Origin of the sequence: Citrobacter sp. RHBSTW-00671 (assembly GCF_014103415.1) — a bacterium.
Classification (GTDB): domain Bacteria; phylum Pseudomonadota; class Gammaproteobacteria; order Enterobacterales; family Enterobacteriaceae; genus Citrobacter.
Map to the genome: position 1 here is coordinate 829,038 of NZ_JABXPR010000001.1, position 14,394 is coordinate 843,431.

The following is a 14,394-nucleotide window of genomic DNA, read 5'->3' on the forward strand; positions in this document are numbered from 1 at the left end:
TTACTCCTTTCTCGCTGTTACGATGATTATTTCAGAGTTATGCACCAGGCTTAGTGGGGGCCGACCCCATAAATCTGGAGAATAACGATGATAAAACCGACGTTTTTACGCCGGGTAGCCATTGCTGCTCTGCTCTCAGGAAGTTGTTTTAGCGTTGCGGCTGCACCGGCTGCACCGGCTGCGCCGCCACCGGTATCCTACGGTGTTGAAGAAGATGTGTTCCATCCTGTGCGTGCGCAGCAGGGGATGGTGGCGTCCGTGGATGCGCTGGCCACGCAGGTTGGGGTCGATATTCTCAGACAGGGCGGTAATGCTGTCGATGCGGCCGTCGCCGTTGGTTATGCGCTGGCGGTGACGCATCCACAGGCGGGTAACCTGGGTGGTGGCGGCTTTATGATGCTGCGCACCAAAGACGGGAAGACGACAGCAATTGATTTCCGTGAAATGGCGCCAGCTGGCGCGACTCGCGATATGTTCCTTGATGAACAGGGTAACGCCGATGCGAAAAAGTCACTGACGTCGCATCTGGCTTCCGGTACGCCGGGTACCGTGGCGGGTTTCTCGCTGGCGCTGGAGAAATACGGCACGATGCCGCTGAACAAAGTGGTGCGCCCGGCGATGAAGCTAGCGGAAGAGGGATTTGTGGTTAATGACGCGCTGGCCGACGATCTGAAAACCTATGGCAGCGAAGTGCTCCCTAATCACGAGAACAGCAAAGCCATTTTCTGGAAGGACGGCGAGCCGCTGAAAAAGGGCGACAAGCTGGTGCAAAAGAATCTGGCGAAAAGCCTGGAAATGATTGCCGAGAATGGCCCTGATGCGTTTTATAAAGGGGCGATTGCCGATCAGATAGCCGAGGAGATGAAGAAGAATGGCGGGCTTATCACCAAAGCGGACTTAGCTGACTACAAAGCCGTAGAGCGTGCGCCAATCAGCGGTGACTACCGTGGTTATCAGGTCTTCTCGATGCCGCCGCCGTCCTCTGGCGGTATTCACATCGTGCAGATCCTCAATATTCTCGAAAACTTCGATATGAAGAAGTACGGGTTTGGCAGCGCCGATGCCATGCAGGTTATGGCTGAAGCGGAGAAATATGCTTACGCCGACCGTTCCGAATATCTGGGCGACCCGGATTTTGTGAAAGTGCCGTGGCAGGCGCTGACCAACAAAGCCTATGCTAAAACGCTTGCCGATCAGATTGATATCAACAAAGCGAAGCCTTCCAGCCAAATCAAGCCTGGCAAACTTGCTCCCTATGAAAGTAACCAGACTACGCACTTCTCGGTGGTGGATAAAGACGGCAATGCCGTGGCGGTGACCTATACCCTGAATACCACCTTCGGAACCGGTATTGTGGCGGGTAACACCGGTATTCTGCTCAATAATGAGATGGACGACTTCTCAGCTAAGGCGGGCGTGCCGAACGTTTATGGACTGGTGGGCGGTGATGCCAACGCCGTCGGGCCGAAGAAGCGTCCGCTGTCGTCGATGTCGCCGACTATCGTGGTAAAAGACGGGAAAACCTGGCTGGTGACCGGCAGCCCAGGCGGAAGCCGAATTATCACTACCGTGCTGCAAATGGTGGTCAACAGCATTGATTTCGGGATGAACGTCGCTGAAGCGACCAACGCGCCGCGCTTCCACCATCAGTGGTTGCCGGATGAACTGCGCATCGAGAAGGGCTTCAGCCCGGATACCATCAAACTGCTGGAGCAGAAAGGACAGAAAGTGGTGCTGAAAGAAGCAATGGGCAGCACGCAGAGCATTATGGTTGGACCGGATGGTGCACTGTACGGTGCGTCCGACCCGCGTTCCGTGGATGATTTAACGGCAGGATATTGATGGTATTGCCGGGTCTGCCGTTAAGGCAGGCCCGGCGAGTACTTCCTGGCGGTTTCTTACCCGTTAGTTCACGCGCGCCATAAAGTACGCATCAACGTACTCACCGTTGCGCAGGCCATATTTCTTGCCGGTGCCTTCGATTTCAAAGCCGTATTTCTTATAGACTGCGACCGCAGGCTCATTATCAACAAACACCGTTAGCTCAATACGATCGACGCGCAGCCAGTTGTCACACATGTCGATCATTGTGCGAATCAGGGCGCTGGCAACGCCGCGGTTCTGCCAACGAGCATCAACACAAATACCAAAATCAGCGACGTGGCTGCGGCGCGGGCGTTGGGCGACGGCAATGGAAAGATGTCCCACGACGATATCATCAATGCAGGCAACCAGTTGTTTGACGCCGGGCTGCTCGGCGAGTCGCACTTGCCACATCTCCATGGAAGGATGAGGAACCTGTAGCGTGTTGTGGTACACCTCCGGCTGCGCATGGATCTGACGAATAGCGTCGTAATCTTTTGGTTCAGCGTGGCGTATCACTATCTCACTCATTCCTTATCTCCTGCAGGGGTAATTGTGTATTTACACTCGCTGAGAAAGAAAATTCCGTCAACTGCATTTTTTTGCAAAAATAAGTAGACAAGTGCGAATGAGAATGATTATTATTGCTCTGCGTTCAGGGGAACCCCTACGGAGAACCTGAAAGCACGACATTGCTCACATTGCTTCCAGTATTACTTTAGCCAGCTTTTGCTGGCTTTTTTTTTGGCTGGGTTTCGGGCTAGTTTGCTTGCCAGCTTAATCCCGGGCTGTGCTCGCAACCCTCACGTACTCTGTGTACGCTCCGGTTGCTGCGCGCAGGCCGTGAATAATCTGCCTACGCCACTTACGCCCGATCTTTTGGCTGTATAATGCGGTAGGCCGGATAAGGCAACGCCGCTTCCGGCATGATGACAGGATGGATTCAGTTTTGTAGGCCGGATAAGGCAACGCCGCATCCGGCACGATGATAGTATGATTCAGTCTCCAGCCGCTTTGCGCTATGGTGTAGACAATCACCTTCAAAAGGATCGTCTCATGGCCTTACATTGCGCATTTATTGGTTTTGGTAAAAGCACCACTCGCTACCATTTACCTTATGTCCTGAACCGCAAAGACAGCTGGCATGTCGCACATATTTTTCGCCGCAACGCGAAACCGGAAGAGCAGGCGCCGCAGTATTCACATATCCACTTTACCAGCGACCTCGACGAGATCTTAAACGATCCGCAGGTGAAACTGGTGATCGTCTGTACGCATGCTGACAGCCATTTCGAATACGCCAAACGTGCGCTGGAAGCGGGTAAAAATGTGCTGGTTGAGAAACCCTTCACCCCGACGCTTGCGCAAGCCAAAGAGCTGTTTGAGCTAGCGCGAAGCAAAGGACTGACCGTTACCCCGTACCAGAATCGTCGTTTTGACTCCTGTTTCCTCACCGCGAAAAAGGCGATTGAGAGCGGCAAGTTGGGCGAAATTGTTGAAGTGGAGAGCCATTTTGACTATTACCGACCGGTCGCTGAAACCAAACCAGGTCTGCCTCAGGACGGCGCATTTTATGGTCTGGGCGTACACACCATGGATCAAATTATCTCCCTGTTCGGCCGCCCCGATCATGTGGCCTACGACATCCGTAGCCTGCGTAACAAAGCGAACCCGGACGATACTTTTGAAGCGCAGCTGTTTTACGGCGACCTGAAAGCCATTGTTAAAACCAGTCATCTGGTGAAAATCGACTATCCGAAGTTTATCGTGCATGGCACCAAAGGTTCGTTTGTGAAATACGGCATCGACCAGCAGGAAACCAGCCTGAAGGCGAATATCATGCCGGGAGAACCCGGTTTTGCCGCTGACGATTCCATTGGGCTGCTGGAGTACATCAATGATGAAGGCGTCTCAGTGAAAGAAGAGGTGAAACCGGAAGTCGGCGATTATGGCCGCGTCTATGATGCGCTGTATCAGACGCTGACAGTGGGTACGCCTAATTACGTCAAGGAATCTGAAGTTCTTACCAACCTGGAGATCCTCGAACGCGCCTTTGAACAGGCAACGCCTGCCACGATTACCCTCGCCAAATAGCCTGCACAGACTCCTCTGGGTTTGTTCATATTTTTTGAACAGAGGAGTCAATTTTCACCCTCTATGATCCTGACCGGATTGAGTCCACACTTACTCCATCGAAAACATCTGGGGGTGAACACAATGATCTATTTACGCAAAGCTAACGACCGTGGTCATGCTAATCATGGCTGGCTCGATTCCTGGCATACCTTCTCTTTTGCCAACTACTATGACCCGAATTTTATGGGGTTCTCGGCACTGCGCGTGATCAACGATGACGTGATCGATGCAGGTCAGGGCTTTGGTACTCATCCCCATAAAGACATGGAAATTCTGACCTACGTGCTGGAAGGCGCAGTAGAACATCAGGACAGCATGGGCAATAAGGAGCAGGTTCCGGCAGGTGAATTCCAGATTATGAGCGCCGGGACGGGGATCCGTCACTCGGAGTACAACCCGAGCAATACTGAGAAGCTGCATCTGTATCAGATCTGGATCATGCCGCAGGAAAACGGTATTACGCCGCGCTATGAACAGCGTCGTTTCGATGCTGTGCAGGGCAAACAGTTGGTGCTGTCACCGGATGCGCGAGATGGTTCGCTGAAAGTTTACCAGGATATGGAGCTGTACCGTTGGGCGCTGCTTAAAGATGAACAGTCAGTGCATCAGATTGCCGCTGAACGCCGCGTCTGGATCCAGGTCGTAAAAGGTAACGTGACGATTAACGGGACCAAAGCGACCACCAGCGACGGTCTGGCAATCTGGGATGAACAGGCAATTTCGATTCATGCCGACAGCGACAGCGAAGTGTTACTGTTTGACCTGCCGCCAGTCTAAAAATACACGTCATCCTTCAAGCCGCATCTGTGTTGGCTTTCCTCGCTCACCCCGGTCGCGTACTTAATGTACACTTCCGGGGATTTACTGCGTCGCCGCCTTGATGCAACTCGAATGATTTTGTGTATTTCTCACAATAAAAAACTCCTTTTTTTCTCTGCGAAGGTTCACGCACGTCCGTGGTAAACTGGGGATATCTATCCCTTTTTAACGCTTCAGGACGATGAAAAAGAAAAGACCCGTACTTCAGGATGTAGCCGACCGCGTGGGCGTGACCAAAATGACGGTCAGTCGCTTTTTGCGTAACCCGGAGCAGGTCTCCGTGGCGCTGCGGGGCAAAATTGCCGCTGCACTTGATGAGCTGGGTTATATTCCCAATCGCGCTCCTGATATCCTTTCTAACGCCACCAGCCGCGCTATCGGCGTGCTGTTACCGTCTCTTACTAACCAGGTTTTTGCTGAAGTGCTACGCGGCATTGAGGCCGTGACTGACCGCCACGGTTATCAGACCATGCTGGCGCACTACGGCTATAAGCCCGAGATGGAGCAGGAACGCCTGGAATCGATGCTGTCATGGAATATCGACGGTCTGATCCTCACCGAACGTAGCCATACGCCCCGGACGTTGAAAATGATTGAGGTTGCGGGTATCCCGGTGGTTGAACTGATGGACAGCCAGTCACCGTGTCTGGATATTGCCGTCGGCTTTGACAACTTCGAGGCCGCCCGGCAGATGACCGCCGCCATTATCGCGCGTGGTCATCGCCATATTGCCTATCTGGGTGCGCGTCTTGATGAACGTACTATCATCAAACAGAAGGGCTACGAGCAGGCCATGCGCGACGCCGGCCTGGTGCCGTATAGTGTGATGGTGGAGCAGTCTTCTTCCTACTCCTCCGGTATCGAGCTTATCCGTCAGGCGCGGCGTGAATATCCACAGCTGGACGGTGTTTTTTGTACCAACGATGACTTAGCGGTAGGCGCAGCGTTTGAATGTCAGCGTTTAGGGCTGAAAATCCCTGATGACATGGCGATTGCCGGTTTCCACGGTCACGATATCGGCCAGGTGATGGAACCGCGTCTGGCGAGCGTACTCACGCCGCGTGAACGGATGGGCAGCATTGGCGCAGAACGTCTGCTGGCGCGCATCCGTGGTGAGGTAGTTACACCTAAAATGTTAGATTTAGGTTTCACCTTGTCACCGGGCGGATCTATTTAACCCAACAAGTTTGAAGTAGCTCACACTTATACACTTCGGGCACGAATGGATATTGCTTCTCTATTTATCCGGCTGGACAATGTTACCGATAACAGTTACCCGTAACAATTTCCTGATTCTTGTACCAGTGGGGGCAACGCTTTGAGCACGACTAATCATGATCACCACGTTTACGTTCTGATGGGCGTATCGGGCAGCGGTAAATCTGCTGTCGCCAGCGAAGTGGCGCATCAACTGCAGGCCGCGTTTCTTGATGGCGATTTTCTCCATCCGCGCAGCAACATCATGAAAATGGCTTCCGGTGAGCCGTTAAACGATGACGACCGTAAACCGTGGTTACAGGCGCTGAATGACGCCGCCTTCGCGATGCAGCGCACCAACAAGGTTTCGCTGATCGTCTGCTCTGCCTTGAAAAAAGACTATCGTGACCAGTTGCGTGACGGTAACCCGAATCTCTCTTTCATCTACCTGAAAGGGGATTTTGACGTTATTGAAAGCCGTCTGAAGGCGCGTAAAGGCCACTTCTTCAAAACGCAGATGCTGGTAACTCAGTTTGAAGCGCTGGAAGAACCGGGTGCGAATGAAAACGATGTTCTGGTGGTGGATATCGATCAGCCGCTGGACGGTGTGGTAGCTAGCACCATTGAGGTTATTAACCAGGGCAGTAAGTAGTGACTACATTAACGCTTGTTTTAACAGCAGTAGGGTCCGTTTTATTACTGCTGTTTTTAGTAATGAAGGCGCGTATGCACGCCTTCGTTGCTTTGATGGTGGTATCCATTGGTGCAGGTCTCTTTTCCGGTATGCCGCTCGATAAAATCGCGGCAACGATGGAAAAAGGGATGGGAGGCACGCTCGGCTTTCTGGCGATTGTGGTGGCGCTGGGCGCGATGTTTGGCAAGATTTTGCATGAAACCGGCGCAGTCGATCAGATTGCCGTCAAGATGCTGAAATCCTTCGGTCACAGCCGTGCGCATTATGCGATCGGTCTGGCCGGTCTGATTTGCGCACTGCCGTTGTTCTTTGAAGTGGCGATTGTGCTGCTGATAAGTGTCGCATTCTCGATGGCGCGCCACACCGGTACCAACCTGGTGAAGCTGGTTATTCCACTGTTTGCGGGCGTGGCTGCTGCTGCCGCGTTCCTGCTGCCGGGGCCGGCGCCAATGCTGCTGGCTTCTCAGATGCACGCCGACTTTGGCTGGATGATCCTGATTGGCCTGTGTGCGGCGATCCCGGGCATGATTATCGCCGGGCCGCTGTGGGGCAACTTTATCAGCCGTTACGTTGAACTGCATGTACCGGAAGACATTACCGAGCCGCATCTGGGCGAAGGCAAAATGCCGTCCTTTGGCTTCAGCCTGTCGCTGATCCTGCTGCCGCTGGTGCTGGTTGGTTTGAAAACCATCGCCGCACGCTTTGTGCCGGTCGGTTCTACTGCGTATGAATGGTTCGAATTTATTGGTCATCCGTTCACTGCGATTCTGGTCGCCTGTCTGGTTGCTATTTATGGTCTGGCCATTCGTCAGGGTATGGCGAAAGACCGGGTGATGGAGATCTGCGGCCACGCGCTGCAACCGGCGGGGATTATTCTGCTGGTGATCGGTGCTGGTGGCGTGTTCAAACAGGTGCTGGTGGATTCCGGCGTCGGTCCGGCGCTGGGCGAAGCGTTAACCGGTATGGGCTTACCGATTGCCATTACCTGCTTTGTGCTGGCGGCGGCGGTACGTATTATTCAGGGTTCCGCAACCGTAGCCTGCTTAACGGCTGTGGGTCTGGTGATGCCAGTGATTGAGCAACTGAACTTCTCCGGTGCGCAGATGGCGGCACTGTCTATCTGTATCGCGGGCGGTTCTATCGTGGTTAGCCACGTGAACGATGCCGGTTTCTGGCTGTTCGGTAAATTTACCGGTGCAACGGAAGCACAAACGCTGAAGACCTGGACGATGATGGAAACCATCCTCGGTACGGTCGGCGCGATTGTCGGTATGATTGCTTTCCAGCTGCTGAGCTGAGTCTTGTTGCCCGGTGGCGCTTATGCTTACCGGGCCTACAAAATCAAAGAAAATACTGTCACCCCTTCATCCACATCCGCACGCCGTCGAGGAACATCTGGGTGGCCATCATCACCAGAATCAGCCCCATCAGGCGCTCCAGCGCGTTAACCCCTTTCTCCCCCAGCAGACGTAAAAACAGCGAAGACTGCAGCAAAATCACAAAGGTACCGCCCCAGGCGATCAGTAGCGCAATCACCAGATGCCCCATCTGATTCGGGTACTGATGCGAGAGCAGCATTAACGATGCCAGGATTGTTGGACCGGCAACCAGTGGAATCGCCAGCGGCACGATAAAGGGTTCTTCGCCCGCCGGCAGTCCGGTGCTGTTGCCGGTGGCGCTGGGGAAAATCATCTTGATGGCAATCAGGAACAAAATGATGCCTCCGGAGATGGAGACGGTTTCCGCGCGCAGGTTAAGAAATGCCAGAATTTTCTCGCCCGCAAACAGGAATATCAGCATCACCAACAGAGCAATGAACAGCTCGCGAATCATAATTGCGCGACGGCGTTTCGGTTCAGTATGTTTCAATACGGACATGAAAATGGGTAGATTTCCGAGCGGATCCATGATCATGATCAATAAAACTGCTGCTGAAATGATTTCATTCATAACTCAAATTCCCTGATAATCAACGTGGACTTTCTGCTTGCTTGCGCAGCGGGATAAGTCGCATTACTGATGGCTTCGCTATCATTGATTAATTTCACTTGCGACTTTGGCTGCTTTTTGTATGGTGAAGGATAGGCCAGTAGGATACTGGTTAGCATACACAGCACACATCTCTGCAGGAAAAAACGCTATGAAAAATGTTGGTTTTATCGGCTGGCGCGGTATGGTCGGCTCTGTTCTCATGCAACGCATGGTTGAAGAGCGCGACTTTGACGCCATTCGCCCTGTTTTCTTTTCTACTTCCCAGCTCGGGCAGGCGGCACCGACCTTTGGTGGAACCGCGACCGGCACACTTCAGGACGCTTTTGATCTGGACGCGCTGAAGGCGCTGGACATTATCGTGACCTGTCAGGGCGGCGATTATACCAACGAAATCTATCCAAAGCTTCGTGAAAGCGGTTGGCAGGGTTACTGGATTGACGCGGCTTCTTCATTGCGCATGAAAGACGATGCCATCATCATTCTCGATCCGGTTAACCAGGATGTCATTACCGACGGTCTGAACAAAGGCATTAAGACTTTTGTCGGCGGTAACTGCACCGTTAGCCTGATGCTGATGTCGCTTGGTGGCCTGTTTGCCAATGATTTGGTTGACTGGGTATCCGTGGCAACTTACCAGGCGGCCTCCGGCGGCGGCGCACGTCATATGCGTGAACTGCTGTCGCAGATGGGGCATCTGTATAGCCATGTGGCCGATGAACTGGCGACGCCTTCCTCTGCTATTCTCGATATCGAACGTAAAGTCACGACCCTGTCCCGTAGCGGTGAACTGCCGGTTGATAACTTTGGCGTACCGCTGGCCGGTAGCCTGATTCCGTGGATCGACAAACAGCTCGATAACGGCCAGAGCCGCGAAGAGTGGAAAGGGCAGGCGGAAACCAACAAAATTCTCAATACGTCTTCCGTGATCCCGGTGGATGGTCTGTGCGTACGCGTCGGTGCGCTGCGCTGCCACAGCCAGGCGTTCACCATTAAACTGAAAAAAGATGTGTCTATTCCGACCGTGGAAGAACTGCTGGCCGCGCACAATCCGTGGGCGAAAGTGGTGCCAAACGATCGGGATATCACCATGCGAGAGTTAACCCCAGCGGCCGTTACCGGTATGTTGACCACGCCAGTCGGCCGTCTGCGTAAGCTGAATATGGGACCGGAGTTCCTGTCAGCCTTTACCGTAGGCGACCAGCTGCTCTGGGGGGCAGCGGAGCCATTGCGCCGTATGCTGCGTCAGCTGGCGTAATAATTTGTTAACGATCAAGGGTGAGGAATCACCCTTTTTTTTGCGTAATACAGGAGTAAGCGCAGATGTTTCATTTTTTACCGGGAGTAAGATAAAGCATTGGCTATTCTTTAAGGGTGACTTAGTACCGGAGGTATTAAGTTGTTGCCTGAAGGTGGGACGACGCAGAGAGGATGCACAATTGTGCTGCGCCGTTCAGGTCAAAGAAGTGTCGCACCTGATGTCGAAAATCAGTTGGAAGGGGTGACACCATAAAACAGGAAGACAACCATGTCCGTTCGTATCGATAGAGACGTGATTAATGCGCTAATTGCAGGCCATTTTGCGGATCCTTTTTCCGTACTGGGTATGCACCAAACTGAAGCCGGACTTGAAGTCCGCGCCCTATTACCCGATGCCACCGAAGTGTGGGTGATCGAACCAAAAACCGGACGCAAAGTGGGCAAGCTGGATTGCCTCGACTCTCGCGGTTTTTTTTGTGCTGTACTTCCCCGCCGTAAAAATTTCTTTCGCTATCAGTTGGCCGTTGTCTGGCATGGACAGCAGAATCTGATCGATGACCCTTATCGTTTTGGCCCGCTAATCCAGGATATGGATGCCTGGCTGTTATCTGAAGGTACGCACCTGCGACCTTACGAGACGCTGGGCGCGCATGCGGACACCATGGATGGTGTTACCGGCACGCGTTTCTCCGTCTGGGCGCCGAATGCACAGCGTGTTTCAGTCGTGGGACAGTTCAACTACTGGGATGGTCGACGCCACCCCATGCGCCTGCGTAAAGAGAGTGGTATCTGGGAGCTGTTTATCCCCGGTGCCCAGCAGGGTCAGCTGTATAAATACGAGATGATCGATGCCAACGGTCATTTGCGTGTCAAAGCCGACCCGTATGCCTTTGAAGCGCAAATGCGCCCGGAAACCGCATCGCTTATCTGCGGTTTGCCGGAAAAAGTGGTGCAAACCGAGGAGCGCAAAAAAGCCAACCAGTTTGATGCGCCAATCTCTATCTATGAAGTGCATCTGGGGTCATGGCGTCGTCATACCGATAACAACTTCTGGCTGAGCTATCGTGAGCTGGCGGATCAGCTGATCCCTTACGTGAAGTGGATGGGCTTTACCCATCTCGAGCTGTTGCCGATTAACGAGCACCCGTTTGACGGCAGCTGGGGCTACCAGCCGACTGGCATGTATGCGCCGACCCGCCGCTTCGGCACGCGCGATGACTTCCGCTATTTTGTCAATGCCGCCCATCAGGCGGGGCTGAACGTGATCCTCGACTGGGTTCCGGGTCATTTCCCGTCGGACGACTTTGGTCTGGCTCAGTTTGATGGCACCAGTTTGTATGAACACAGCGACCCGCGTGAAGGCTATCACCAGGACTGGAATACGCTGATCTACAACTACGGCCGCCGTGAAGTCAGCAACTATCTGGTGGGCAACGCCCTGTACTGGATTGAGCGCTTTGGTATCGATGCGCTGCGCGTGGATGCCGTGGCATCCATGATTTATCGCGACTACAGCCGTAAAGAAGGGGAATGGATCCCGAATGAATTTGGTGGTCGCGAAAACCTTGAAGCCATTGAGTTCTTGCGCAATACCAACCGTATTCTTGGCGAACAGGTTCCAGGTGCCGTGAGCATGGCGGAAGAGTCTACCGATTTTGCCGGTGTCTCCAGACCGCAGGATATGGGCGGTTTAGGTTTCTGGTACAAGTGGAACCTGGGCTGGATGCACGACACGCTGGATTACATGAAGCTGGACCCGGTTCATCGTCAGTATCACCACGATAAGCTGACCTTCGGCATGCTGTACAACTACACCGAAAACTTTGTTCTGCCACTGTCACATGATGAAGTCGTACACGGTAAGAAATCGATTCTCGACCGCATGCCGGGAGACGCATGGCAGAAATTTGCCAACCTGCGTGCCTATTACGGCTGGATGTGGGCCTTCCCCGGTAAGAAACTGCTGTTTATGGGCAACGAATTTGCTCAGGGACGCGAGTGGAACCACGACGCCAGCCTTGACTGGCATTTGCTGGAAGGGGGCGACAACTGGCACCACGGTGTACAGCGACTGGTACGCGACCTGAACCACACCTATCGTCATCATAAAGCGCTGCATGAGCTTGATTTTGATGCCTATGGCTTTGAGTGGCTGGTGGTGGATGACAACGAACGGTCGGTGCTGATTTTTGTCCGCCGAGACAAGGTCGGTAATGAAATTATCGTCGCCAGTAACTTCACGCCTGTGCCGCGCCATGGCTACCGTTTCGGCATCAATCAACCGGGCAAATGGCGTGAGATCCTCAATACCGACTCGATGCATTACCACGGCAGCAATACCGGTAATGGTGGGGCCGTGCACAGTGATGACATCGCCAGCCATGGGCGTCAACACTCACTGAGCCTCACGTTGCCGCCGCTGGCAACGATTTGGCTGGTTCGGGAGGGGTAATGACGCAACTGGCAACCGGCAACGCCACCCCCCATGGTGCAACGTATGACGGCCATGGCGTCAATTTTACCCTTTTCTCGGCCCATGCCGAACGCGTTGAGTTATGCGTATTCGATGAGCAAGGCTGCGAACACCGCTATGACCTGCCGGGGCGTAGCGGGGATATCTGGCACGGCTATTTGGCCGATGCCAGACCAGGTCTGCGCTACGGTTATCGCGTACATGGGCCGTGGCAGCCCGGGCAGGGCCACCGCTTCAATCCGGCGAAGCTGCTTCTCGACCCTTGCGCGCGTCGGGTTGAAGGTGAGTTAAAAGATAACCCTCTGCTGCACGGGGGGATCGATGAACCGGATCATCACGATAATGCCGCCATCGCCCTGAAAAGCGTGGTGGTGTCAGATCGGTATGACTGGGAAGACGATACCCCGCCACGCACGCCGTGGGGCAATACCGTGATTTACGAAGCGCATGTTAAAGGGCTGACGTATCTGCATCCTGATATCCCCGAAGAGATGCGCGGTACCTACAAAGCGCTCGGTCATCCGGTGATGCTCGACTATTTCAAGCGTCTTGGCATTACCGCGCTGGAGCTGTTGCCCGTCGCGCATTTTGCCAATGAACCGCGCCTTCAGCGGTTGGGGTTGTCGAACTACTGGGGGTACAACCCGGTGGCGATGTTTGCATTGCATCCTGCCTATGCCTGCTCGCCAGAGAGCGCGCTGGATGAGTTTCGTGATGCGGTAAAAGCGCTACATAAAGCGGGTATTGAAGTCATTCTCGATATCGTGTTGAACCACAGCGCCGAACTGGATCTTGAGGGACCGGTCTTCTCGCTGCGCGGAATTGATAACCGTAGCTATTATTGGATCAGGGACGATGGTGATTACTACAACTGGACCGGTTGTGGGAACACCCTCAATCTGAGCCATCCTGGTGTCGTGGAGTATGCCTGTGAATGCCTGCGTTACTGGGTTGAGACCTGCCACGTCGATGGTTTTCGTTTTGATTTAGCTGCCGTCATGGGGCGTACGCCTGCGTTTCGTCAGGATGCTCCCCTGTTTACCGCGATCCAAAACTGTCCGCTGCTCTCTCGCGTCAAACTGATTGCGGAACCGTGGGATATTGGTGAGGGCGGATATCAGGTGGGTAATTTCCCACCGCTGTTTGCCGAGTGGAATGACCATTTTCGCGATGCAAGTCGACGCTTCTGGCTTCAGCGTAATCTGTCTTTGGGCGAGTTTGCCGGACGTTTCGCCGCATCCAGCGATGTGTTTAAACGCAATGGCCGCAAACCCAGCGCTACCGTCAATCTGGTGACCGCGCATGACGGTTTTACGCTGCGCGACTGTGTGTGCTTCACAAATAAGCACAATGAAGCGAATGGTGAGGAAAATCGGGACGGCACTAGCAATAACTACAGCGACAATCATGGTAAAGAAGGATTAGGCGGCTCGCTGGACCTGATTGAACGGCGGCGTGACAACATTCACGCGCTGTTAACCACGCTGTTGCTCTCCCAGGGGACGCCGATGTTGCTGGCAGGCGATGAGCATGGTCATAGCCAGCACGGTAACAATAACGCTTACTGCCAGGATAACGCGTTAACCTGGCTGGACTGGCAGCAGGCAAACAATGGGCTAACGACATTTACCGCAGCCCTGATTCATCTCCGCCAGCAAATCCCGGCCCTCACAGGAGATTGCTGGTGGGAAGAAGGCGACGGCAATGTCCGCTGGCTGAATAAGTACGCACAACCCTTAAGTGCGGATGAGTGGCAAAACGGCCCGAAACAGATGCAAATCCTGCTTTCGGATCGTTTCCTGATTGCAATAAACGCCACGCTTGAGGTGACAGATATCGTTTTACCTGAAGGGGAATGGCATGCCATTCCCCCATTTGCCGGAGAGGACAATCCGGTGCTTACGGCTGTCTGGCAGGGACCTGCGCACGGACTGTGTGTGTTCCAGAGAAGATAAAAAAGGAG

Annotated in this window: 11 protein-coding genes; 9 read left to right on the plus strand and 2 right to left on the minus strand. The window is 53.7% G+C overall.

The features are described 5' to 3' along the window. The first annotated feature begins 87 nt into the window (after positions 1-87). The gene (gene ggt / locus HV261_RS03950) at positions 88-1,842 is read left to right on the plus strand and encodes a gamma-glutamyltransferase (RefSeq protein ID WP_202037536.1); all 1,755 of its coding nucleotides are present in this window, start codon (positions 88-90) and stop codon (positions 1,840-1,842) included. A 63-nt stretch (positions 1,843-1,905) separates the two neighbouring features. Here ggt and yhhY read toward each other — a convergent pair whose 3' ends face one another. Further along, on the minus strand, positions 1,906-2,394 hold the full coding sequence (gene yhhY / locus HV261_RS03955; protein WP_202037537.1) for an N-acetyltransferase: 489 nt from the start codon (positions 2,392-2,394) through the stop codon (positions 1,906-1,908). Positions 2,395-2,919: 525 nt separating this feature from the next. Here yhhY and HV261_RS03960 point away from each other — a divergent pair. The 5 genes from HV261_RS03960 (at position 2,920) to gntU (ending at position 8,007) form a co-directional block, all read left to right on the plus strand. Further along, the gene (locus tag HV261_RS03960) at positions 2,920-3,957 is read left to right on the plus strand and encodes an oxidoreductase (protein ID WP_202037538.1); all 1,038 of its coding nucleotides are present in this window, start codon (positions 2,920-2,922) and stop codon (positions 3,955-3,957) included. Positions 3,958-4,080: 123 nt separating this feature from the next. Then, positions 4,081-4,776, plus strand: a complete 696-nt coding sequence (gene yhhW / locus HV261_RS03965; protein WP_005121602.1) for a quercetin 2,3-dioxygenase — start codon at positions 4,081-4,083, stop codon at positions 4,774-4,776. Positions 4,777-4,999: 223 nt separating this feature from the next. Further along, on the plus strand, positions 5,000-5,995 hold the full coding sequence (gene gntR / locus HV261_RS03970) for a gluconate operon transcriptional repressor GntR (protein WP_202037539.1): 996 nt from the start codon (positions 5,000-5,002) through the stop codon (positions 5,993-5,995). A 141-nt stretch (positions 5,996-6,136) separates the two neighbouring features. After that, the gene (gene gntK / locus HV261_RS03975) at positions 6,137-6,667 is read left to right on the plus strand and encodes a gluconokinase (protein ID WP_032940611.1); all 531 of its coding nucleotides are present in this window, start codon (positions 6,137-6,139) and stop codon (positions 6,665-6,667) included. Next, on the plus strand, positions 6,667-8,007 hold the full coding sequence (gene gntU, locus HV261_RS03980; RefSeq protein ID WP_137381956.1) for a gluconate transporter: 1,341 nt from the start codon (positions 6,667-6,669) through the stop codon (positions 8,005-8,007). Before gntK ends, gntU begins: the two co-directional genes overlap by 1 nt. Positions 8,008-8,065: 58 nt before the next feature. On the opposite strand, the gene yhgN is transcribed toward gntU, so the two are convergent. Further along, a complete protein-coding gene (yhgN, locus tag HV261_RS03985) occupies positions 8,066-8,659 on the minus strand; it encodes an NAAT family transporter YhgN (protein ID WP_202037540.1) in 594 nt (197 codons plus the stop codon). A gap of 190 nt (positions 8,660-8,849) precedes the next feature. On the opposite strand from yhgN, the gene asd reads away from it, so the two are divergent. The 3 genes from asd to glgX all read left to right on the plus strand — a co-directional run bounded on the left by asd (position 8,850) and on the right by glgX (position 14,386). Further along, positions 8,850-9,956: an aspartate-semialdehyde dehydrogenase gene (gene asd, locus HV261_RS03990; RefSeq protein WP_202037541.1), complete on the plus strand. Its 1,107-nt coding sequence runs from the start codon at positions 8,850-8,852 to the stop codon at positions 9,954-9,956. A gap of 270 nt (positions 9,957-10,226) precedes the next feature. Continuing rightward, the gene (glgB, locus tag HV261_RS03995) at positions 10,227-12,410 is read left to right on the plus strand and encodes a 1,4-alpha-glucan branching enzyme (RefSeq protein WP_202037542.1); all 2,184 of its coding nucleotides are present in this window, start codon (positions 10,227-10,229) and stop codon (positions 12,408-12,410) included. After that, positions 12,410-14,386, plus strand: a complete 1,977-nt coding sequence (gene glgX, locus HV261_RS04000) for a glycogen debranching protein GlgX (protein WP_202037543.1) — start codon at positions 12,410-12,412, stop codon at positions 14,384-14,386. The genes glgB and glgX overlap by 1 nt, the downstream gene beginning before the upstream one ends. The last annotated feature ends 8 nt before the right edge of the window (positions 14,387-14,394 follow it).